Source organism: Lamprobacter sp., assembly GCF_034860625.1.
Lineage (GTDB): Bacteria > Pseudomonadota > Gammaproteobacteria > Chromatiales > Chromatiaceae > Lamprobacter.
Genome location: NZ_JAYESN010000076.1, coordinates 1 through 20,881, shown reverse-complemented (window position 1 = coordinate 20,881; position 20,881 = coordinate 1). Strand labels below are relative to the sequence as shown.

Here is a 20,881-nt window from a genome sequence, read left to right as displayed (position 1 = left end):
GATGTTCTCGTCATGGTCGCCGATGGCGGCCTTGGTCGAGGGGGTAAAGATCGGCTCGGGCAGGCGGTCGGCTTGGCGCAGCCCGGCTGGCAGCTCGATGCCGCTGACCGCGCCGCTGGCCTGATAGTCCTTCCAGCCCGAGCCGATCAGATAGCCGCGGACGATGGCCTCGATGGGCAGCGGGCTCAGCTTGCGCACCACCATGGCGCGATCGCCGAGCGAGTGCCGCTGATCGGGATCGGTGACGAAGGTCTCGACTGACAGATCGCTGAGCTGGTTGGGGATGATCCCCGCGGTGCGCTCGAGCCAGAAGCGGCTGACGCGCGTGAGCACCTCGCCCTTGCCGGGGATTGGCTGCGGCAGCACCACGTCGAAGGCGGAGAGTCGATCGCTGGTGACGATGAGCAGATGCGCATCGCCCGCGCTATAGATATCGCGGACCTTGCCGCGGCTGAGCAGCGGCAGCTCGCTGAGCTCGGATTGGTAGAGGCTGGTCATGGGCGTTGTCGCTCGATCGGTTAAGCCGCGACTATACCAGCCTGCCCTTGGTCGGAACGATGGCAGGCGCGAGGCGACACCCTTGCGACTCCAGAGATAAGGTTCATGCAAACAGCCTGGCCAGGGCCGGCGATGGATCAGCAGTCGCTTGTTGAGTCTTGCCTTGTTCCAAATTCAGTGACCTTGGGTTAGCCTTCGGCCTCATGAGCAAGCATTCGAACAGTGCCGTGCAGCCGACAGCGGAGACCGATCCTTTTCTACACGCCTTTCGCGGTCGTTTTACCTCCGCCTTGCGTTGGACCGATCTGGATGCGCTCTGGACGCGGCTGCGTGCCGATGCCAAGGGCGGTTGGTACCTGTACGCCATTGGCGAGCCACCGCCTGCATCGCAAGCCGATGCAGCGACGGTGGAGCGCTTCATCGATGAGATCGATGCCTTGCTGCGGCGCGAGCATGATGAGCGCCTGTGTGGGATCGTCTACGCTGATGACCTGCGCATTCCGAGCCTAGTCAAGATCTACGACCCGAACAATCTCGGCGTGGTCTGTGGGTCGAGCAACCATCCGCCGCTGCCAGGCTGGGTGATGACCAAGCTGCCACCGGTTGATCTGCCGGCGACGCAGTTGGTGCCGAAAGGGCGCCGACGCTGGTGGCAGGCGCTGTTTGGTGGCTCTAACTCCTCGCTCTCACCAAATTAGGAGCCGCCTTATGGCCAAACAGATCATCCACACCGAGCAGGCGCCGGCCGCGATCGGCCCCTATTCGCAAGCGGTGCGCGTTGGCGATACCGTTTATCTTTCCGGCCAGATCCCGCTGCTGCCTGGCTCGGGTGAATTGGTCAGGGGCGAGATACAGATCCAGGCTCGGCAGGTCTTCAGCAACCTGGCCGCGGTAGCCGAGGCCGCCGGTGGGGGGCTCAAGGATATCGTTAAGCTCAACATCTTTTTGACCGATCTGGGTCACTTTCCGCTGGTCAACGAAGTCATGGCCGAGACCTTTGCTGAGCCCTACCCAGCGCGTGCGGCGATCGGCGTTGCGGCCTTGCCCAAGGGCGCTGAGATCGAGATGGATGCGATCATGGTGATTGGCGACGAAGGCGAGGCATCCGATGCATGATATGACCCGCATTCTGACCCCGATCGCTCTGCTATCGCTTGCCGTCGTCCTCAGTGCCTGCAGCTCCCAGCCGGCAAAACAGCCCGAGCGCTCAGCGCGAGCGACTGCAGGCTCGACGACGGCGGCACTCAAGTCCAGTCCGCCTAGTACCTCCGCCTTTGCGAGCATGCAGGCGGCCGCAGTCAGTTCGGATGCTCGCTACGACAGCAACGCGCATTTCCGCGCGGTTTCAAGCGCCGGACTTCAAGGAAGTCGCCAAGTGACAGGCGGCGACTTTGCAGGCCGTGCCGATGTTGAGCGGTTCATTGATCGAATGCAGGGCAAAGGGCTCGATCGTGCCGAATTGGTCCGCATCTTCGAACGCACCCAGCGCGACCCCACGATCATTGGCTATATGGACAAGCAATGGCGACCAGCCTCGGGTCCGACCGGCGCCTGGACCCGCTACCGCAGCCGCCATATCACCCCTGCCATGCTCGACAAGGGCAGCGCCTTCTGGGCTCGACATGCGAAGACACTGGATCAAGCATCGAAGAAGTATGGGGTGCCGCCCGAGTACATCGTTGCCATCATTGGCGTCGAGACGCGCTGGGGCGGGTACATGGGCACGCATCGGATCATTGACGCGCTGGCAACGCTGGCTTTCGACTATCCTCGCCGTGCCGAGTATTTCCAGGAAGAGCTTGCTCAGTTTCTCCTGATGGCCGAGGATCAGGGATTTGATCCATTACAGCCAGTCGGCTCCTTTGCCGGTGCGATGGGCCTGGGTCAGTTCATGCCCTCGAGTTGGCGTGACTATGCGGTCGATTTCGATGGCGATGGCCGGCGCGATCTCTGGAACCCGGAAGACGCCATCGGCAGCGTTGCCCACTACTTCCATGCCCATGGCTGGGAGCCGGGCGCGGCTGTCGTCGCGCGGACGAGCGGCGGTGCCGGGCTGCCCTGGTCGACGGATACCGGCTTCAAGACCAACTATTCGGTCGCGAGTCTCAAGGCGAAGGGGATTCAACCCGCCGTGGCGCTCCCGGATCAACGCCAGGTGAGTCTGCTGCGCTTGGATGCCGCCGGCGGCCTCGAATATTGGCTCGGCTTTGAGAATTTTTACGTCATCACCCGCTACAACAACAGCACCTATTATGCGATGACGGTACACCAGTTGGCGCAGGCACTGCGCTCGCGGCGCGGCCTCAATCAGCCAACCTTGCGCATGACCGATCAACCCGGTTCGGGCGCTTTCGCGGTTCCCGCTGGCTGACGGGCGAGACCCAAACCCCTTTTGGACCCAACCGCTCTTGGATCAAATACCAGTTGAGCAGCTGAAAGGCGTCGGGCCGCGCATCTCCGAGCGGCTGCAACGGCTCGGCATCCTGACGCTACAGGATCTACTCTTTCATCTGCCGCTGCGCTATCAAGATCGTACCCGACTACAGCCGCTGGCGGACTTGGTTGTCAATGAAGAGGTGTTGGTCGAGGGTGAGGTCGTTGATGCCCAAATCGCTCAAGGCCGGCGGCGCTCGCTGAAGATCCGCATTGAGGATGGCCGCGGCGCCCTATTGCTGCGATTTTTCTACTTTACTCGCGCCCAGGTCGAGGCGATGCGACCAGGCCAGCGGCTGCGCTGCTTTGGTGAGGTCCGCCAAGGGCCGCAGATGTTGGAGATGGTGCATCCGGAGCTGCAGTCGCTGGAGCGCGTCGTGGATCGAGTGAATGGCTTGGCGAGTTGCTCGGTGACTGGCTCGGAAGCTAACTCGGCGACTGGCCAACTGGCTGCTGCGCCTGCCAACCCGGAGTCGAGCGGACGGCTGACGCCGATCTACCCAGCCACCGAGGGTCTGCAGCAGATCAGTCTGCGCGCACTCACCGATCAGGCCCTCGATTGGTTGCAACGCGATCCGAGCGCGCTTAAAGATTGGATTCCCACCAGCCTGACGGCGCCATTACAGCTGCCGGCGCTTGTCGACGCCCTGTTCCTGCTTCACCGACCACCGGCTGATGCAGGCGCTGAGCTAACGACCTCACTACTCGATCGCAGTCATCCCGCCTTTCTGCGCCTGGCCTTCGATGAGATGTTGGCACATCAGCTGGCCTTGCGCCGCCTGCGTCGGGCGCGCAGTGCGCAACTTGCCCCGGTGCTGCTCGGCGACATGACACTGCGCGAGCGGCTGCGGGCACAGCTGCCGTTCCAGCTCACGGGCGCCCAGCAGCGAGTGGTGGACGAGATCGCCGCTGACTTGGAACAGCCGCAGCCGATGATGCGTCTGCTGCTTGGCGATGTTGGCTCCGGCAAGACCCTGGTTGCGGCGATGGCTGCGCTGCAGGTGATCGAGGCTGGACATCAGGTTGCGCTGATGGCGCCGACCGAGCTTCTTTCCGAGCAGCACCTGCAAAGTCTGCAGCAGTGGCTAGAGCCGCTGCAGATCGAACTGGCCTGGCTCTCCGGGCGTCATTCTGGCAGTGAGCGGGCGTTGATCCTCGAGCGCATCGCGAGCGGCCAGGCGCGGTTCGTGATCGGCACCCATGCGCTGTTTCAGGCTGAGGTTCGCTTCGCCGAGCTTGGGCTGGTGATCATCGATGAGCAGCACCGCTTTGGGGTGCATCAGCGACTCAGCCTGCGCGAGAAGGGCGAGCGCGAGGGTCGCATCCCGCATCAACTGATCATGACCGCGACCCCGATCCCGCGCTCGCTTGCGATGTCAGTCTATGGCGACCTGGATCTGTCCGAGATCGATGAGTTGCCCCCAGGGCGGCGGCCGATCACCACGGTTGCAGTCCCAGACAGCCGACGCGACGAGGTGATTGAGCGTGTGCATGCGGGCTGCCGAGCTGGCCGTCAGGCCTACTGGGTCTGTACCCTGGTCGAGGAGTCCGATGCGCTGCAGGCGCAAGCTGCCGAGGACGCTGCCGCCGATCTGCGCGAGCGGCTGCCAGCGCTGCGCATTGGTTTGGTGCATGGCCGCATCAAGGCACAGGAGCGGGCGCCGGTGATGGCCGCGTTCAAGGCCGGTGAGCTCGATCTGCTGATCGCGACTACGGTGATCGAGGTCGGGGTCGATGTGCCCAATGCCAGCCTGATGATCATTGAGAATCCGGAACGGCTTGGCCTGGCGCAGCTGCATCAGCTGCGTGGTCGCGTTGGCCGTGGCACCATCGACAGTGTCTGCTTGCTGATGTACCACCCGCCGTTGACGCGCGCGGCGCGCGAGCGGCTGGATATCCTGCGCCGCGAGGCGAGCGGCTTTCGCATCGCCGAGGCCGATCTGCACATGCGTGGCGCGGGTGAGGTGTTGGGGACGCGTCAAGCTGGCGCCATTCAATTCCGACTCGCTGACCCGATGCGCGACAGCGTGCTGTCGCTCGCAGCGCGGCGAGCGGCAGACCGGCTGCTCGCAGACTGGCCCGAGCATGTCGAGCCGCTGATTCGGCGCTGGCTTGGCCGTCGCGACGACTACGGTCAGGTCTGAGCCGCGTCTCAAGCCTTCGCCGCAGCTGGCGCTATGCCATAATTGCCGCCCTGAGACCTCCGCGCCATTTGCACCTGGCTCGGGTCTCATTCGTCCAGGAGAAGTCATAGGCCCCTGGCCTTGGCGTCCATTAGCCAGAGACCATCGAATCCTCGCATGCGCGTTCCTGAGACCAAGATCAGTCAGCCGAGTGAACTTCCGGTGGAGGTGGCGTCGAGTCCGGCTTTCGCCACTGACTGGCGCGTCCGATTTGATGCCTACGTCCGGTTGATTCGGCTCAACAAGCCGATCGGCATCTTCCTCTTGATGTGGCCCGCGCTCTGGGCGCTCTGGCTTGCCGGCGAGGGCCATCCGCCTTGGCAGGTGGCCATCATTTTCGTGCTTGGCGTGGTGCTGATGCGCTCGGCGGGCTGTGCGATCAACGACTTTGCCGATCGCAAGCTGGATGGCCATGTCGCGCGCACCCATGCGCGGCCACTCGCCCAAGGCCTGATCAGCCCCGCCGAGGCCGTCGCGGTGTTCTTGCTGCTGAGCCTTGCCTCCTTTGGTCTGGTGCTGTTCCTCAACTGGCAGACCATCGCGATGTCGGTGGTGGCGGTGACGCTGGCGATGATCTATCCGTTCATGAAGCGCTTCACCCATGTGCCGCAGCTGTTTCTGGGCGCCGCCTTCGGTTGGGCGGTGCCAATGGCCTTCACCGCCATTCAGGAGACCATCCCGTTCTATGCCTGGGTGCTGTTCGTCACCACCGTGATCTGGGCGCTGATCTACGACACCCAGTACGCGATGGTCGACCGCGAAGACGATCTGAAGATCGGCATCAAGTCGAGTGCGATCCTATTTGGCCGCTGGGATCGACTCATCGTCGGCTTGCTGCAACTGCTGATGTTGCTGATGCTGATCTGGGTGGGGCTGCAAGCTGGACGGGGCACAACCTTCTTCATCGGTCTTGCGGTTGCGGCAGGGTTCTCCATCTACCAGCAGTGGCTGATCCGCAGGCGCGAGCCCAAGCCCTGTTTCGAGGCCTTTCTGAATAACAATTACTTCGGCATGGCGGTCTTTGTGGGTCTGATGGTCGACTATCTTTTGCGCCCGGCCTAAAAGCTCATGGCGCCGCGCCCTAGCTGCGGTTGAGAGAATGAAAACGACTGACATCGTCTGGAGGAGCATCATGTCCGCGCGATTGATCATCAAGCAGCGCCCGTCTTGGTCGAGGCTGCTCATGGGGCTTCTGTGTGGGCTAGCGCTGCTCGGGCCGCTTGGCCTACTGACTGGCTCCGCGCTAGCGGCGGCGGGGTTTGACGAGGGCATTGAATATCAACGGGTTGCCGAGCCGCAGCGCTTGGAGCCTGGCGATGATGTCGAGGTCTTGGAGCTGTTTTGGTATGGCTGTCCACACTGTTATCAGCTAGAGCCGGCGATTGAGCGTTGGCTCGAGAACAAGCCGGAGGGTGTCAGTTTCAAGCGCTTGCCGGCGGCGGCCACAACGCGCTGGATTCCGCATGCCAAGGCCTACTTTGCTGCCGAACACTTGGGCGAGCTGGACAAGCTGCATGAGCCTTTGTTTAAAGCGCTGCACGAGCAACGGCGGCAGATCTTCACCGACGAAGCCCTAATCGCCTTTGCCGCCGAGCAGGGCATTGACGAGGAGGCCTTTCGTCAGGCCTATGAGTCGTTTCCAGTCGATATGAAGGTACGCCAGTCGGCCGACCTAGTGCGCCGTTATCAGCTCTCAGGGGTGCCGGCGATCGTCGTCAACGGGACCTATATGAGTGGTGTGACAGAGGCGGGCGGGCGTGACCAGTTGTTCGAGCTGGTTAACTTCCTGGTGGCGAAAGAGCAAGCTACGAGCGATTGAGGGTCGCCGAGGTTGCTGGCAAACTCAATATCAACGTCTGGATGGTCCTCAAGCTGGGGTGTTTTGAGCCTCTGACTCATCGATCTGTGTTGCCTCCGGGTTCGGGAAGCGCTCGACAACCCAGGCGGGAAGCTTTGCCTGGCTGGCGTTGTAGAGGGCATCGGACTCAACGATGATCAGCACCAAGACGGTCACCATCACCGGCAGGATACCGATGCCGGCAACCAGTGCAATGGCTGCCTCCTTCATCATCCCGCCATAGACGTGACCGGCCCAGCCGAGGGCCATGGCGACCAGCAGTAAGGACAGCATGCCAATGAAGATGCGACTACGGCGTGCGCAGACTTGCCAATGACACATCACATACCAGGGGTCTCGTCCAATCGAGCGGCGCGCTCGCCAGAGCGTAAAGCTCAATATTGAGAAGGAGATCGCTGGGATGATCGCCATCACCCAGGGGAAACTGCCGGCAATGCCGCCGGCTGCAACCGCCATCAGGATATGGTTACCGATCAGATTGGTGAGGAAGATCTCGTGCGGGATGTTGGCCTGCTTGATCTCGCGGTCGCTGACGTCAAAACGCATAAGACACTCGGTGTGCTTGGGGCCATTGCCGCATCATAGAAGACTTGGCGCATCCTTCGCGAGCCGTTTGAGTGCGGGTGGCTGTGGCGCAGCGAGGGCAGGGCAGCGAGGCCGCTAGAGATAGCGCCGCCAGTGTTCGGGCCGCGGGTCACGGCAACCATGCTCGAGGCTCTCCCAACGTTTCGCGAACACCAACTTGGTGCATTGACTCTCGCCACGAGCCCAGCCGTGGTTCTCGCGATAGGTGCCTTCGGTGTAATAGTAGAGCGAGCGCCTGAGTTTGAAGAACAGTGCGCCGTCCAGGTGCAGACCAAGCTCAGCGAGCGCCTCGTCGATCTCTTCCAGACAGGTTCGCCGTAGATCGTAGGTCAGATCCAAGACGATAGGTGACAGCGGCTCGGCACGCAACACACCATCGACGTCCGCCAAGAAGGCCGCCGCTGTGCTGGCGTCGTTACGCTCCGGATGCAGATCGCGAAAATGGATCTGGCGCTGTTTGATGCGGTCGGGATCGGATGTTTCCATAGGTGGAGTATGCTTAATCCGCAGGTCGGTGATCAAGTGCTCATCAGCCCCTTGCCGCTGTGGTGCGCTCGGGTGACTCGTTCCTGACCACTGAGATCACGCAGGGTTTCAATCCCCTCGAACCCTTTCGCTGCCATCAGTTCGCGCAGGCTTGGACCTTGGTCCCAGCCGTGCTCGATTGCGAGCAGGCCGCCAGGCTTGAGGCAGCGGGGGGCATCGGCAAGAATGCTCCGAATCGCGTTCAGACCATCGCGGCCAGCGCTTAGTGCAGTGGCGGGCTCAAAGCGGAGATCCCCGTTGGCAAGATGCGGGTCATCGGCGCGCACATAAGGCGGGTTGCTGAGGAGGGCGTCCACTGATCCCCCGCCCAGTGCCCGCGACCAGTTGCCGCGGATCAGGTTGAGATTCTTGAGCTGAAGCTCAGTGGTATTGAATGCGGCCAGGCTCAGCGCTTCGGCAGCGCGCTCGATGCCGAACAAGGTCCAATGTGGGCGCTCTCGAGCCAGTGCTACGGCGATTGCGCCGCTGCCGGTGCCGAGGTCGGCGACCCGAAGTGCGGCAGCTGCCGGCAGATGGTCAAGCACATGCTCGACCAGGGTCTCGGTCTCGGGGCGGGGAATCAGCGTCGCTGGGCTGACGTGGAGCTTGAGGCTCCAGAATTCGCGCCACCCAAGCAGGTAGGCGATTGGCTCGCCGGCTAGGCGTCGTGCGATCAATTGCTCGAAATGCTGTTGCTGGGGAACGCTGACACAGGCCTCCGGCCAAGCGATGAGTTGGCTGCGTTCGAGCCCGGTTGCGGCGCCGAGCAGCAGGTCGGCCTCAAGTGCCGCACTATCCTGGCCAACGGCGGCCAGGCGCAGGCTTGCCGAGCGGCGCAGCTCGGCGATGCGGGCGAGCGGTGCGCTCATGCCAACAAAACCCTCTCGATGTCGACTGGGTGAGACTGCGCTTAGCGCTCTGGATGCCGATCAGGCGGTGGTCAGCTCTGCGAGCAAATCGGCCTGGTGCTCGCGTTGCAGGGGCTCAACGACTTGGTCGAGGTTGCCCATCATCACCTCGTCGAGCTTGTAGAGCGTGAGGTTGATGCGGTGATCGGTGAGCCGGTTCTGCGGAAAGTTGTAGGTGCGGATGCGTTCGGAGCGGTCGCCGCTGCCCACCTGTAACCGGCGCGAGGCGCTTTGTTCAGCGGCCTGCTCTTCCTGCGCGGCTGACAGCAGTTTCGCCTGCAACAGTGCGAGCGCCTTGGCGCGGTTCTTGTGTTGTGAGCGCTCGTCCTGGCATTCGACGACGATACCGCTTGGCAGGTGAGTCAGGCGCACCGCGGAGTCGGTCTTGTTGACGTGCTGCCCGCCGGCACCCGAAGCGCGATAGGTATCGACGCGCAGATCGTTCGGGTCGACGCTGATCTCGTCGACCGAGTCGACCTCGGGCAGGATGGCGACAGTACAGGCCGAGGTATGGATGCGGCCCTGTGATTCGGTCTCGGGTACACGCTGTACCCGATGGGCGCCAGACTCGAACTTGAGTCGCGAGTAGACGCCGTTGCCGCTGATGCGTACCGCGACCTCTTTGTAGCCGCCCATCTCGCCCTCGCTGGCGCTGATGATCTCATGACGCCAACCCTGTAGCTCCCCATAGCGCAGATACATCCGCAGCAGGTCGCCGGCAAACAAAGCCGCCTCGGCGCCGCCAGTGCCCGCGCGCACCTCAAGGTAGATATTGCGATGATCGTTGGGGTCGGGTGGAATCAGCAGCCGGTTGAGCTCGGGCTCAAGCTGCTCGCGCTGCTGTTCGGCGGCGGTAAGCTCCTCGCGCGCCAACTCAGCCATTTCCTGATCAGCGAGCATCTCACGTGCCGAGGCGATCTCGGCCTCGAGCTCAATATACTGCTGCCAGCAGCCGATGACAGGCTCGAGTTGCGAGTACTCTCGGCCGAGATCACGAAACCGGTTTTGGTCCGACTGCACCTCAGGCTCCGCCAACAGAGCCGTGATCTCGGCGAAGCGTTCGGCAAGCCGATCAAGCTTGCCGCGAATGGATGGGTTCATCGATTGCCGGTGTCTTGGCCCTGGGAGAGCTGGAAGAGTTCATTCGCTGCCTCCAGCAGCTCCGATTGACCCTCGCGGCCGGCCTGGCGCAACCGCACGCTAGGTTCGTGCAAGAGCTTGTTGGTTAGCACATGGGCAAGGTGACGCATGACCTCATGAGGGGGTTTGCCGGCGGCCAGCTGGCGCGCTGCGCGCGCGTAAGCTTCGTCGCGAATGCACTCAGCGCGTGAGCGATAATCCTGAATCAGTGAGACCGCATCGAGCGAGCGCACCCAGGCCATGAACTCTTCGCAGTGCAGGTCGATGATCTCGACCGCTTGCTCGGCGGCGTGGTTGCGTGAGCGCATCCCCTCATCGACCACGCCTTGTAGATCATCAACCGTGTAGAGGTAGACGTCGCGCAGCTGCCCGACCTCGGGCTCAATGTCGCGTGGCACCGCGATATCGACCATGAAGATCGGACGATGTCGACGTTGTTTGAGCGCACGCTCGACCGTGCCCTTGCCGAGCACCGGCAGCGGGCTTGCGGTGGAGGAGACGACGATATCGGCCTCGGGCAGATGGCTGGCCAGTTCGGTCAGCGCGATGGCGTAACCGTCGAATTGGGTGGCCAAAAGATGGGCGCGCTCAACCGTGCGGTTGGCGACGATGATGCGACCGATGCCGTGCTGGTGAAGATGACGGGCGGCAAGCTCAACGGTCTCGCCCGCACCAATCAGGAGCGCGGTCTGTTTCGAGAGGTCGCTGAAGATCTGACGCGCCAGACTGACCGCGGCGAAGGCGACCGACACCGGACTGCTACCGATGGCGGTATCGGTGCGCACCTGCTTGGCGACCGCGAAGGTGCATTGGAACAGGCGTCCAAGCAGGCGGCCACTGCTGCCGCCCTCGCAGGCGGTCTTGAAGGCGGCCTTGACCTGACCGAGGATCTGCGGCTCACCGAGGACCATGGAGTCGAGGCCGCAGGCGACCTTAAACAAATGGGTGACGGCATCACGGTCTTTGTGCACGTATAGATGCTGGGCGAACAGTTGCGGCTCGATGCCGTGAAAGCTGCCAAGCCAGTTGCGCACAGGGGATTCGATGTCGCGCGTATCAGTTGCGCAATAGATCTCAGTACGGTTGCAGGTCGAGAGGATAATTGCCTCATCGGCGGGGCTTTGCTCGAGCAGCGTGCGCAGGGCGGCGACGATGACATCGGGCCCGAAGGTCAAGCGCTCGCGGATGTCGACGGGCGCCGTCTTATGGTTTAGTCCGAGTACAATCAGTGGCATGGCGGAATCCGAGGGCTAGCCGGTTGTCTGCGTTTGCCCCGCTCCGCACGACGGCGATGGCGGTGCTCTGGGGCCGCGAGTGGTTGCTTTCCGCGATAGGAACTGCATGAGTATACTGCGATCGAAACATTTATCCGGCTGATCGCGGTCAACCATCTGTCTGTGCCTCTCTGTTTGCACCTCATCTATGCGCACACAAACTCGCTTACTCTCAGTCCTGACGTCCTTGCTTGCACTGGTTGCGTTGGCAAGCAGCGCTGATCAGGCTGTCGAGCCTCCTTTGCAGCCCCTGGCGTCGGGCTCAGACGCGGCATCGACTTCGGCACAAGCAGCTCCGGCGAATGGTCAGGAGCCGCTGCAAGAGCTGAGCTCCGATTTGGTCTATGCCACGCTTGTCGCCGAGGTGGCGCTACAGCGGGGCGATTATGACGCCGCCGTCGAGCATTTCCTTGCGGCGGCGAAGCTGGCGCGGGAGCCGCGTCTTGCTGAGCGCGCCGTGCGCTCGGCCCTCAACATCAAGCGCCCCGAAGCGGCGCGTGAGGCGCTCGCGCTCTGGACTGAGCTCGAGCCTGATGCCCCAAAAGCCCATCAGTTGTCGGCTTTTCTGGCGCTGGAGGCGGGCGACCGGGCAACCGCCCTCGAATCGCTAAAGCGTGTGATCGAGCTGGGCGGTGTACCTGGTCAAGGTTATCTGCAAGCGGCGCAAGTCCTTGGGCGGTTACCAGATCCGAACGATCGGTTGGCGCTGATGCGTGAGCTGGTGGCTGCGCTAAACGCGGATACTGATCCGGATGCGCAGTTTGCACTGGCGACGTTAGCCGCAGCCGCTGGCGATCATGAGGTTGCTGTGCAGCTTGCTGAACGGGCATCGGTCCTGCGCCCAGGCTGGACTGATCCGCAAGTGTTTCTAGTGCGCCTCTTGGTGAGAGCCGAGCAGCCAGAACAGGCCCATGCGGCGCTCGATCGCTATATCAGCCAAGCGCCCGATGATGCCGAGCTCAAGCTGATGAAGGCGCAGCTGCACATGGATGCCGAGGAGTCAGAGCAGGCGTTGGCGGTTTTCAACGAGCTGTTGGTGCAGACGCCAGACCGTCCAGACGTGCTCTTTGCCGCTGCTGTGCTTGCGTTAGACATCCGTGATATGGAGGCTGCTCGTGGTTATTTGGAGCGGCTCAAGGGGCTCGGCGAACGGCCAGACGAGGTTGCCTTCTTGCTCGGGCAAGTGGAGGAGCAGGCAGGGAATCACCAGGACGCGCTAGCGCTCTATGAGGAGGTGCAGGGGCAGAATCGCACCAACGCCCAGGTCCGGATTGCGCGACTGCATGCCAAGAATGGCGATGTTCGGCGCGCGCGCGAGCTGTTACAGCAGTTGCGTGATCAATACGCTGGCCAAACCTCGGCCTTTTACCTGATTGAGGCCGAGATGCTGCGTGACCAAGGGCTCGAGCAACAGGCGCTCGAGGTCTATGATCTGGCGCTCGGTAACGATCCTGACAATGCAGACCTGCTCTATGCGCGAGCGATGTTGGCCGTGGGAATGGGAAAAGTGGCGTTGCTAGAGCGCGATCTGCGTCGTATCTTGGTCGCTGACCCGGATCATGTCGACGCGCTCAACGCGCTTGGCTACACGCTGGCGGATCGCACCGACCGCTTTGATGCCGCAAAATCCTTGATCGAGCGCGCACTGCAGTTACGCCCAGATGATCCGGCAATCCTCGATAGCATGGGCTGGGTGCTCTATCGCAAGGGCCAGCCTGAGGCCGCCGAGGTATTCTTGCGTCGGGCCTTGGAGCAGGGCTTCGATGCTGAGATCGCCGCGCACTTGGGCGAGGTGCTCTGGACGCTCGGTCGGCAGGACGAGGCGCGCGCGGTGTGGCGAAACGCCCTCGACGAGGCGCCGGAGCATGAATATCTGTTGCGGGTGCTGAGTCGTTTTCGCTTCTCGCAGTCGGATAACTGATGGCCACATCTTCAATGCTGATTCCGCAACCGAATGCAGAAGGGGCCTGGCTGGCGCCTGCGAAGCTGAATCTCATGCTGCGCGTGCTCGGACGCCGCGCCGATGGCTACCACCTGTTGCAGACGGTGTTTCAGTTTGTCGATCGGTGTGATCGGCTGTACTTCGAGCTGCGCCGCGATGGTCGGATCGAGCGACTGGATGGCCCGGCTGAGGTTCCGCCTGAGCAAGATCTGGTGGTGCGTGCCGCACGCGCGCTTGCGGATGCGACCGGCTGCGGTACCGGCATCAGCATCCGGGTTGAAAAGCGCCTGCCGATGGGGGGAGGACTCGGCGGTGGGAGCTCGGACGCGGCGACCACGCTCCACGCCCTGAATCAACTCTGGGGGACTGGGCTGCCGGTTGAACAGCTCGCTGAGATCGGCCTGCGGCTGGGTGCCGACGTACCGGTGTTCGTCCATGGTGCTGCGGCCTGGGCTGAGGGTGTTGGGGAAACTTTGGTGCCGGTTGAACTTCCAAGGCCTTGGTATTTGGTGTTAGCGCCCTCTTGTCATGTCGCGACCAGCGCGGTGTTTGGCGACCCGGGATTGACAAGAGACTCAGCGCCAATCACACTAGTCGACTTTCTGCGCGGCAATGCGGCAAATGACTGTCTTACGACAGTCTTGGGCAAGTACCCAGAGGTCAAGCGAGCATTTGATTGGCTGGCCGATCGTGCAGAAGCAAAGCTCACTGGAACCGGAGCCTGCCTGTTTGCTGCGCTACCGACTCAGGTTGAGGCCGAGCAATTGCTCATTGAGGTTCCAGCCGAGATTCCGGCCTTCGTTGCCCGCGGTCAGAATCGCTCACCGCTGTTTGGCGGTGCCAAGCGTGCAGCGCAGCAAGCTGACTGACAGCCGACGAAGCTGGGTCGATCCATTGGGGCGTCGCCAAGAGGTAAGGCACTGGGTTTTGATCCCAGCATTCCCAGGTTCGAATCCTGGCGCCCCAGCCATACACTCCACTAAGCCGAGAGTGGCCAATAACGGTGCCGCTTGAGACCAAAGGACAATCCGTGCAGGCCAGTGCCATGATGGTGTTCTCTGGGAATGCCAACCCGGCGCTCGCTTCAGAGATCTGCGCTCACCTTGGGCTACCACTGGGCAAGGCTGTTGTCGGCCAGTTCAGTGACGGCGAGGTGATGACCGAGATCCAAGAGAACGTGCGCGGGCGCGATATCTTTATCGTGCAGCCGACGTGCGCGCCCACCAACGATAATCTGCTCGAGTTGTTGGTGATGATCGACGCGCTGCGCTGGGCCTCGGCCAAACGCATCACCGCGGTGATCCCTTACTTTGGCTACGCCCGTCAAGATCGTCGCCCACGCTCGGCGCGTGTGCCGATTACCGCGCGCCTAGTGGCTAAGATGATCGGCTCGGCCGGCGCGGATCGCGTCTTGACGGTAGACCTGCACGCCGATCAGATTCAGGGCTTCTTCGACATTCCGGTCGATAATGTCTATGCCTCGCCGATCCTGCTTGGGGATGTCTGGCGGCAAAAGCACGAGAACCTGATGGTGGTCTCGCCCGATGTTGGCGGTGTGGTGCGTGCCCGGGCGTTGGCGAAGCGGTTGGATGACGCCGATCTCGCGATCATCGACAAACGCCGCCCGCGCGCCAATGAGGCCAAGGTGATGAACATCATCGGCGATGTCCGCGGCCGCTCCTGCGTGCTCGTCGATGATCTAGTCGATACCGCCGGCACCTTGTGCCAGGCGGCTGCGGCATTGAAGGCGCAGGGTGCATCCCGGGTTCAAGCCTACTGCACGCATCCGGTGCTGTCCGGGCCGGCGGTCGACAACATCTCGGTCTCGGCGCTCGATGAGCTGGTGGTGACGAACACCATTCCGTTGCGCCCGGAGGCGCGCGATTGTCCAAAGATCCGGCAGCTTGGGATTGGCGAGCTGCTCGCCGAGACCATGCGTCGCGTCTCGAATGAAGAGTCGGTGAGCTCACTGTTCGTCGACTGAGCAAGATCAGCGTGGTCAGTCCGCGTTGACATGTTGGCGCCGGCATCTGGTCGCGGATGCCGGCGTTTTGTTGTTATTCAATCTGGAGACTCAGTCATGAGTGATCTGTTAGAAGTTGTGGCACAGCCGAGGAGCGACACGGGGAAGGGTGCGAGCCGCCGCCTGCGTCGTACAGGGCTGGTGCCTGGAATCGTCTACGGCGCCAATGCCGAGCCGGTGATGATCTCGGTGCGTCATAACGAGCTCGAACGCCAGCTCGATCACGAGTCGTTCTATTCCAGCCTCCTCGATCTGAAGCTCGGCGATGAGACCACGAAGGTCGTGCTCAAGGATCTTCAGCGCCATCCTGCAAAACCCTTCCTGCTGCACGTCGATTTTCTGCGCGTCAGCAGTGACGAGAAGCTGCGTCTGACGATCCCGATCCACTTCTTGAACGAGGGCAGCTGCCCTGGCGTCAAGATGGGCGGCAAGGTCTCGCATAACATCACTGAGATTGAGGTCAGCTGCCTGCCAGCTGATCTGCCAGAGTTTCTGACGCTTGATATGTCCGAGATGAATCAGGGCGATATCGTTCATGTCTCTGAGCTGCAGCTGCCGCCGAACGTCGAACTGACCCACGCGCTCGACCCGGATACCCCAGTGGTGATGATCTACGCGCCACAGGCTGAGAGCACAGGCGAAGAGGGTGCTGAGGATGCCGCTGGCGGTGAAGAGAACAGTTAATCATTAAGATGCGATGATGGACGTCGCGGGCGATCTGTTCAGCGGATCGCTCGTGCTGCTAGGCCATGTCAGATATGGGTATTCAACTCATCGTCGGTCTCGGCAACCCTGGCGCTCAGTACGAAGGGACTCGTCATAACGCGGGTTTCTGGCTGGTCGATCGGGTTGCCGAGCGCGCTGGCGTCGAGCTGAGAGCGGATGCCAAGTTTCATGGTCTTCTGGGGCGAGTCAATCAGCCTGAAGGTGATCTTCGGCTGCTGAAACCGACCACCTTCATGAATCATAGTGGACGATCGGTCGCCGCGGTCTGCCGCTATTTCGACCTTGAGCCGGCTCGGGTGCTGGTTGCTTACGATGAGCTCGACCTACCGGTCGGTACGGTCAAGCTCAAGCAGGGCGGGGGGCACGCGGGCCATAATGGGATGCGTGACAGTATCGCCGCACTTGGCAGTCGCGACTTTTGGCGGTTGCGCATCGGTATTGGTCATCCCGGCAGCAAAGAGCAGGTGATTGGCTACGTGCTAAGCCATCCGTCGCGGGCCGATGCAGAGGCCATCTTCGACGCTGTTGATCAGGCTGAAGGTTGCTTACCGGAGCTGCTGGCGGGTGAGTATCAGCGGGTGATGAATCGCTTGCATCGCCGTTCCTGAGTTTTGCGAGCCGCCTTTGCGGGCGTTGTGCAAGGGTGGATCAGGGCAGCGGGGGCGGTCAGTCTCTCCGGTTGCGCGGCGGCTGTTGCCGGATCAAAAAAATGTAACGAGCCGCCTTGCGGCGACTCGTTACTCCTCCTCTGGTTATTATACCTGTGCCCGTTTGGAGGATCGCTGTGAAACGATCATCGGAGGGCCGAACTGGACAGCTGCTTAGTAGAGCCAGGCGAAGTTCAGGCCGAGCTCATACTGGTGCATCCTGATCTCGGGTGCCTGGTTACCCGTGAATGCGCCCGGACCCTTGACGCTATTCTCTGGTGCATACATGCCCCAGAAGGTCAGCTCGAAGTTGTCATTGAGCAGGTAGCTCGCACCAATCGTGTAGTGATCTTCTGGCGTAGCAGGCGTTAAGGTATTGAAGGCGACCTGGCTGCCATCGATCGGATTGTCGCCATGGCTATAGCCGGCGCGTAATTTGAGCTTGTCGTTCACGGCGTACTGAACGCCGAGCTTGAAGATGGTCATGTCGTCCCAGCCGAAGCCAGCGCCCTTGGAGCCACCCAAGCAGTAGCGCGCGTCATAGGTTGCGCCCGGCTGGCTCGGTTGGCCAAGGCCGGCCCCGAGGTCGCATTTGAGGGCCAGGTCGTTTTTGTTGGCGATGGATGGAACCTCGCTGTACCAGATGCGTTGGACGTCAAAGGCAAACGCGAGTCTGTCATTGGGCTTGAGCGCGAAACCGATTGTGCCGACCGCTGGGATGTCGAAATCGCCACCCTCGGCGAGCAGATCCGAATAGTCGTCGAATTTGCCCATGTACATCTTGGTGCGATAGGAGGCGCCTAACGAGAACATCGGATTGATGTCCCAGAGCCCGCCAAGCTGAAAGCCATAGCCCCAGGCCGAGTCTTTGCCGTTATCGCTGAGGTTTGCTGGCGAGACGCCACGCATCGTCCGACTAGCGATCATGCTTTCGGTGAAGGTCTGGGTGAAGCCTTGGAAGGCGCCGACCCCCTTGACTTCAAGGGTTTGGTAAGCGAGCAGGAAGGCGGCGCCTAGGCTCAGCCCCTCAGCGACCTCGCGCGAATAGGCCAAAGAAAGACCGATCTGCTCCAGATTGACGCCGACGTTGCCACCGCCCTGGGCGCTGGTGCCGGGCACCTGCATGCCGGCGCGCGGATCGGGCGGCAGGTAGGCGGGTGGGTTGGCGAAGCCGTTATTGCCGCCGAAGGCTCCAAACCGCATGAAGGTGTCGTTGCTGCGATAGTCGGTATTCATGCCGCCATTGCCAAAGAGGGCAACGCCAATGGCGCTGCGATCATCGAGTGGCTGGGTGTAGCCGAAATTGGGGATCAGGAAGTCTGTATTCCTGCTCTCGACGGTGCCTCTGCCGTCGGGACCGCTACCGATGGGTGCAAATGCGCCCTGGGTGCAGCCGGTGGTGCAGAAGGCATCCGAGGGCGTTAGACCATCATATTCCCGATTCGGGCTGAACCAAGAGAGTCCGACATCGGCGCGGCGACCGACCCGGTTCGCTCCGGCGGGATTGGCGACGATGGCAAGCGTGTCCTGTGGCATCGAGACCGAACCAGCGCCGGCCATTCCTTTGGCCGCAGGTGAGTAGCCGTGCGACATGTAGCCATTCGTGGCATGGGCTACGGGTACTAGGGCGCCCCATGCCAAGGCGAATGCGCCCAGATTAACCTTCTTACCCATGATGCTGTGACTGCTCCTCTCGTGGTTGCTGCGCACTCACTACAAAGCGCCGATCGCGCATCCTAGTTATTGCGACGATGTAATATTTTGTAACCAATTGTTGGGTTTTCGTCGAAAATTGTCAATGCTTTGATTGCGTATTCTCATGGTGCGCGACAGGATTCCGATGGCTAGCACAGGCGCGGGCCTCAGCGCGCGGTGCTGGCAAGGCGCTGCGGCTAGGGTCGAGGGTGACCTGCGTGGCTCGAATCCGGATTTCGTGGGCGCGCTCTGCTTGCAGGGGATGCGGTGCTTGAAGGCTTGAGGCGCGGGAGGCGACAGCAGGCTGCGCGCTAGCAGCCGGCTGAGCTGGGTTTAGGCGAGGCGAGCAGGCTCGCGTCCGATCGATACATAGGCGAGGCCCGCGGCATTCACCTGGGCCGGATCGAACAGATTGCGCCCGTCGAAGACCACGGGCGAATTCAGCTGTGCTGCCACGGCCGCTAAGTCAGGGCTGCGAAACTCGTTCCACTCGGTGACGATGACCAGTGCATCGGCGCCGGTGACGGCGGCCATGCGATCCTCGACCAGCGCTAGGTCAGAGCGCTCGCCATAAATGCGCCTGGCCTCCTCGCTTGCGACAGGGTCGAAGGCGCGCACACGGGCGCCCGCAGCCCAGAGCTGTTCCATCAGGCGGCGGCTTGAGGCCTCGCGCATATCATCGGTGTTGGGCTTGAACGCAAGACCCCAAAGCGCGAAGGTCTTGCCCTGGAGGTTGCCGTTGAAATGCTGCTCGATCTTGCTGAAGAGAAGATCCTTCTGGCGATCGTTGACTGCTTCAACTGCCTGCAGCAGCTCGGCCTGGTAGCCCTTGGCGCGGGCCGTGCGCTCCAATGCACGGACATCCTTCGGAAAGCAGGAGCCGCCGTAGCCGCAGCCTGGATAGATGAATTGGTAGCCGATGCGTGGATCAGAGCCGATGCCGACGCGCACCATCTCGATGTCGGCGCCAACCGCCTCGGCAATGTTCGAGAGCTCATTCATGAAGCTGATCTTGGTCGCCAGCATCGCGTTGGCGGCGTACTTGGTGAGCTCGGCTGAGCGCACACCCATCAGCATCACGCGGTCATGATTGCGGTTGAAGGGAGCGTAGAGGGCGCGCAGCAGTTCGCCGGTGCGTGGGTTGTCAGTGCCGACAATGATGCGGTCCGGGCGCATGAAGTCGTCGATGGCGGCGCCTTCTTTGAGGAACTCGGGGTTGGAGACCACATCGAATTCGACGGTTAGGCCGCGCTCGCTCTGTGCGGCGCGCACGGTCTCAGCGACGCGATCGGCCGTCCCCACCGGAACCGTCGATTTGTCGACGATCACGCGGTAGCCGGTCATGCGCTCGCCAATCGCCTTGGCGACGGCGAGCACATGGCGGAGGTCGGCCGAGCCGTCTTCGTCCGGGGGCGTGCCAACGGCGATAAATTGGAACAACCCATGGGCGACGCCTTCTTCGGGGTCGGTTGAAAAGCGCAGGCGGCCTGCCTGTCTGTTCTTGCCGATCAGGTCATCGAGGCCGGGCTCGTAGATCGGCACGCCGCCGTTATTCAGCAGCGCGATCTTGTCCTCATCGACATCGACGCAGAGCACCTGATTGCCGACCTCGGCGAGACAGGCGCCGGTGACAAGGCCGACGTAGCCGCTTCCAAAGATCGTGACGTCCATTGGCATTCCTCGTGTTCGTGGTAGTCGGAAATTGAAGCCTCGCGAGTGTACCGTAACCAGTTCCCACTCCGCCTTGCCGTTGAGGAAACCGCTTCTCGCGCGGGCGTCCTAATGACGTGCCGACATCTTGGCCAGCGCCTCGCGCGCCGGGCAGTCGCGGTGACGGGGCGCGGAAGGTCTTCGGTTGAGCTGGGTCGGATCGCTTGGGATCAATTGGCATGTTCGCTATTGACGTGCAGAGCATCAAGGGTTACTCTGCCGCGCTCGGCTGACTTGGAGGGGTTCCCGAGCGGTCAAAGGGATCAGACTGTAAATCTGACGGCTCAGCCTTCGGAGGTTCGAATCCTCCCCCCTCCACCACACGAAATGCTCGGAAGCGCCAGGCGTGGTTATCCTGAAGACGGGCTCTTCGTAATCCTCATTGGGATCGCGGAGCGCAAAGCATGAGACTGTGCGGCTTGGCGCAATCCTTAACATTTGCGCTCCGCGCTCAGGCTTCAGTCCGCTATGCGGGTGTAGTTCAATGGTAGAACCTCAGCCTTCCAAGCTGATGGTGTGGGTTCGATTCCCATCACCCGCTCCAATGCTCTGAATTAAGCATGCCCATGTAGCTCAGTTGGTAGAGCACACCCTTGGTAAGGGTGAGGTCACCGGTTCGACTCCGGTCATGGGCTCCATGTTCGTCCTCGAGTCTGGTGTTCCGGGCTTGCGCGACGGTTAGTAACGGTAGATTGGCAACAAGACGACATCCAAGCGCGCGGAGATAGGGTCAG

Annotated in this window: 19 protein-coding genes and 4 tRNA genes; 15 read left to right on the top strand and 8 right to left on the bottom strand. The window is 61.9% G+C overall.

Features of this window, described 5'->3' with window-relative positions:
* Positions 1-498: phosphoribosylaminoimidazolesuccinocarboxamide synthase (locus VBE63_RS17435; RefSeq protein ID WP_323684291.1), on the bottom strand; the 498-nt coding region annotated here is incomplete at its 3' end.
* A gap of 203 nt (positions 499-701) precedes the next feature.
* Between VBE63_RS17435 and VBE63_RS17430 the strand changes: the two genes are divergently transcribed.
* The 6 genes from VBE63_RS17430 (at position 702) to VBE63_RS17405 (ending at position 6,933) form a co-directional block, all read left to right on the top strand.
* Positions 702-1,196 (top strand): hypothetical protein, encoded by a 495-nt coding sequence (locus VBE63_RS17430; RefSeq protein WP_323684290.1) that lies wholly within the window; start codon positions 702-704, stop codon positions 1,194-1,196.
* Between the two features lie 10 nt (positions 1,197-1,206).
* The gene (locus VBE63_RS17425) at positions 1,207-1,614 is read left to right on the top strand and encodes a RidA family protein (RefSeq protein WP_323684289.1); all 408 of its coding nucleotides are present in this window, start codon (positions 1,207-1,209) and stop codon (positions 1,612-1,614) included.
* Positions 1,607-2,869, top strand: a complete 1,263-nt coding sequence (mltB, locus tag VBE63_RS17420) for a lytic murein transglycosylase B (protein WP_323684288.1) — start codon at positions 1,607-1,609, stop codon at positions 2,867-2,869. Before VBE63_RS17425 ends, mltB begins: the two co-directional genes overlap by 8 nt.
* Before the next feature lie 37 nt (positions 2,870-2,906).
* Positions 2,907-5,075, top strand: a complete 2,169-nt coding sequence (recG, locus tag VBE63_RS17415; RefSeq protein ID WP_323684287.1) for an ATP-dependent DNA helicase RecG — start codon at positions 2,907-2,909, stop codon at positions 5,073-5,075.
* A gap of 156 nt (positions 5,076-5,231) precedes the next feature.
* Complete coding sequence (gene ubiA / locus VBE63_RS17410; protein WP_323684286.1) at positions 5,232-6,176, top strand: 4-hydroxybenzoate octaprenyltransferase; 945 nt, start codon at positions 5,232-5,234, stop codon at positions 6,174-6,176.
* Between the two features lie 70 nt (positions 6,177-6,246).
* On the top strand, positions 6,247-6,933 hold the full coding sequence (locus VBE63_RS17405; protein ID WP_323684285.1) for a thiol:disulfide interchange protein DsbA/DsbL: 687 nt from the start codon (positions 6,247-6,249) through the stop codon (positions 6,931-6,933).
* Between the two features lie 48 nt (positions 6,934-6,981).
* On the opposite strand, the gene VBE63_RS17400 is transcribed toward VBE63_RS17405, so the two are convergent.
* The 5 genes from VBE63_RS17400 to hemA form a co-directional block, all read right to left on the bottom strand.
* The gene (locus tag VBE63_RS17400) at positions 6,982-7,518 is read right to left on the bottom strand and encodes a hypothetical protein (protein WP_323684284.1); all 537 of its coding nucleotides are present in this window, start codon (positions 7,516-7,518) and stop codon (positions 6,982-6,984) included.
* Between the two features lie 114 nt (positions 7,519-7,632).
* On the bottom strand, positions 7,633-8,043 hold the full coding sequence (locus VBE63_RS17395; RefSeq protein WP_323684283.1) for a hypothetical protein: 411 nt from the start codon (positions 8,041-8,043) through the stop codon (positions 7,633-7,635).
* A 32-nt stretch (positions 8,044-8,075) separates the two neighbouring features.
* Positions 8,076-8,951, bottom strand: a complete 876-nt coding sequence (gene prmC / locus VBE63_RS17390) for a peptide chain release factor N(5)-glutamine methyltransferase (protein ID WP_323684282.1) — start codon at positions 8,949-8,951, stop codon at positions 8,076-8,078.
* A 60-nt stretch (positions 8,952-9,011) separates the two neighbouring features.
* A complete protein-coding gene (gene prfA / locus VBE63_RS17385) occupies positions 9,012-10,091 on the bottom strand; it encodes a peptide chain release factor 1 (protein ID WP_323684281.1) in 1,080 nt (359 codons plus the stop codon).
* Positions 10,088-11,365 carry a glutamyl-tRNA reductase gene (gene hemA, locus VBE63_RS17380; RefSeq protein WP_323684280.1) on the bottom strand — a complete coding sequence of 426 codons (1,278 nt, stop codon included), beginning with the start codon at positions 11,363-11,365 and terminating at the stop codon, positions 10,088-10,090. The genes prfA and hemA overlap by 4 nt, the downstream gene beginning before the upstream one ends.
* A 187-nt stretch (positions 11,366-11,552) precedes the next feature.
* On the opposite strand from hemA, the gene VBE63_RS17375 reads away from it, so the two are divergent.
* The 6 genes from VBE63_RS17375 to pth all read left to right on the top strand — a co-directional run bounded on the left by VBE63_RS17375 (position 11,553) and on the right by pth (position 16,703).
* Positions 11,553-13,325 carry a tetratricopeptide repeat protein gene (locus VBE63_RS17375; protein ID WP_323684279.1) on the top strand — a complete coding sequence of 591 codons (1,773 nt, stop codon included), beginning with the start codon at positions 11,553-11,555 and terminating at the stop codon, positions 13,323-13,325.
* Positions 13,325-14,215, top strand: coding sequence for a 4-(cytidine 5'-diphospho)-2-C-methyl-D-erythritol kinase (gene ispE, locus VBE63_RS17370; protein ID WP_323684278.1), 891 nt, complete (start codon positions 13,325-13,327; stop codon positions 14,213-14,215). Before VBE63_RS17375 ends, ispE begins: the two co-directional genes overlap by 1 nt.
* Positions 14,216-14,241: 26 nt before the next feature.
* A tRNA-Gln gene (locus VBE63_RS17365) sits at positions 14,242-14,316 on the top strand.
* A gap of 60 nt (positions 14,317-14,376) precedes the next feature.
* Positions 14,377-15,330: a ribose-phosphate diphosphokinase gene (locus tag VBE63_RS17360; RefSeq protein WP_323684292.1), complete on the top strand. Its 954-nt coding sequence runs from the start codon at positions 14,377-14,379 to the stop codon at positions 15,328-15,330.
* 96 nt (positions 15,331-15,426) lie between these two features.
* Positions 15,427-16,053 (top strand): 50S ribosomal protein L25/general stress protein Ctc, encoded by a 627-nt coding sequence (locus VBE63_RS17355; protein ID WP_323684277.1) that lies wholly within the window; start codon positions 15,427-15,429, stop codon positions 16,051-16,053.
* Between the two features lie 65 nt (positions 16,054-16,118).
* A complete protein-coding gene (gene pth / locus VBE63_RS17350) occupies positions 16,119-16,703 on the top strand; it encodes an aminoacyl-tRNA hydrolase (RefSeq protein WP_323684276.1) in 585 nt (194 codons plus the stop codon).
* 213 nt (positions 16,704-16,916) lie between these two features.
* On the opposite strand, the gene VBE63_RS17345 is transcribed toward pth, so the two are convergent.
* Together VBE63_RS17345 and VBE63_RS17340 are read right to left on the bottom strand one after the other, a co-directional pair.
* Complete coding sequence (locus VBE63_RS17345; RefSeq protein WP_323684275.1) at positions 16,917-18,416, bottom strand: OmpP1/FadL family transporter; 1,500 nt, start codon at positions 18,414-18,416, stop codon at positions 16,917-16,919.
* Between the two features lie 354 nt (positions 18,417-18,770).
* On the bottom strand, positions 18,771-20,108 hold the full coding sequence (locus tag VBE63_RS17340; protein ID WP_323684274.1) for a UDP-glucose/GDP-mannose dehydrogenase family protein: 1,338 nt from the start codon (positions 20,106-20,108) through the stop codon (positions 18,771-18,773).
* A gap of 275 nt (positions 20,109-20,383) precedes the next feature.
* Here VBE63_RS17340 and VBE63_RS17335 point away from each other — a divergent pair.
* The 3 genes from VBE63_RS17335 to VBE63_RS17325 all read left to right on the top strand — a co-directional run bounded on the left by VBE63_RS17335 (position 20,384) and on the right by VBE63_RS17325 (position 20,785).
* A tRNA-Tyr gene (locus tag VBE63_RS17335) sits at positions 20,384-20,468 on the top strand.
* A 149-nt stretch (positions 20,469-20,617) separates the two neighbouring features.
* A tRNA-Gly gene (locus tag VBE63_RS17330) sits at positions 20,618-20,691 on the top strand.
* A gap of 18 nt (positions 20,692-20,709) precedes the next feature.
* Positions 20,710-20,785 (top strand) — tRNA-Thr (locus tag VBE63_RS17325).
* The last annotated feature ends 96 nt before the right edge of the window (positions 20,786-20,881 follow it).

Bases quoted from the DNA above. Each gene is read 5' to 3' on its own strand.
- ispE (WP_323684278.1), top strand. From the start codon at position 13,325: ATGGCCACATCTTCAATGCTGATTCCGCAACCGAATGCAGAAGGGGCC.
- VBE63_RS17345 (WP_323684275.1), bottom strand. From the start codon at position 18,416: ATGGGTAAGAAGGTTAATCTGGGCGCATTCGCCTTGGCATGGGGCGCC.
- pth (WP_323684276.1), top strand. From the start codon at position 16,119: ATGTCAGATATGGGTATTCAACTCATCGTCGGTCTCGGCAACCCTGGC.
- hemA (WP_323684280.1), bottom strand. From the start codon at position 11,365: ATGCCACTGATTGTACTCGGACTAAACCATAAGACGGCGCCCGTCGAC.
- VBE63_RS17375 (WP_323684279.1), top strand. From the start codon at position 11,553: ATGCGCACACAAACTCGCTTACTCTCAGTCCTGACGTCCTTGCTTGCA.
- VBE63_RS17355 (WP_323684277.1), top strand. From the start codon at position 15,427: ATGAGTGATCTGTTAGAAGTTGTGGCACAGCCGAGGAGCGACACGGGG.
- VBE63_RS17400 (WP_323684284.1), bottom strand. From the start codon at position 7,518: ATGCGTTTTGACGTCAGCGACCGCGAGATCAAGCAGGCCAACATCCCG.
- VBE63_RS17405 (WP_323684285.1), top strand. From the start codon at position 6,247: ATGTCCGCGCGATTGATCATCAAGCAGCGCCCGTCTTGGTCGAGGCTG.
- VBE63_RS17340 (WP_323684274.1), bottom strand. From the start codon at position 20,108: ATGGACGTCACGATCTTTGGAAGCGGCTACGTCGGCCTTGTCACCGGC.
- mltB (WP_323684288.1), top strand. From the start codon at position 1,607: ATGCATGATATGACCCGCATTCTGACCCCGATCGCTCTGCTATCGCTT.
- VBE63_RS17395 (WP_323684283.1), bottom strand. From the start codon at position 8,043: ATGGAAACATCCGATCCCGACCGCATCAAACAGCGCCAGATCCATTTT.
- prmC (WP_323684282.1), bottom strand. From the start codon at position 8,951: ATGAGCGCACCGCTCGCCCGCATCGCCGAGCTGCGCCGCTCGGCAAGC.
- VBE63_RS17430 (WP_323684290.1), top strand. From the start codon at position 702: ATGAGCAAGCATTCGAACAGTGCCGTGCAGCCGACAGCGGAGACCGAT.
- VBE63_RS17425 (WP_323684289.1), top strand. From the start codon at position 1,207: ATGGCCAAACAGATCATCCACACCGAGCAGGCGCCGGCCGCGATCGGC.
- ubiA (WP_323684286.1), top strand. From the start codon at position 5,232: ATGCGCGTTCCTGAGACCAAGATCAGTCAGCCGAGTGAACTTCCGGTG.
- prfA (WP_323684281.1), bottom strand. From the start codon at position 10,091: ATGAACCCATCCATTCGCGGCAAGCTTGATCGGCTTGCCGAACGCTTC.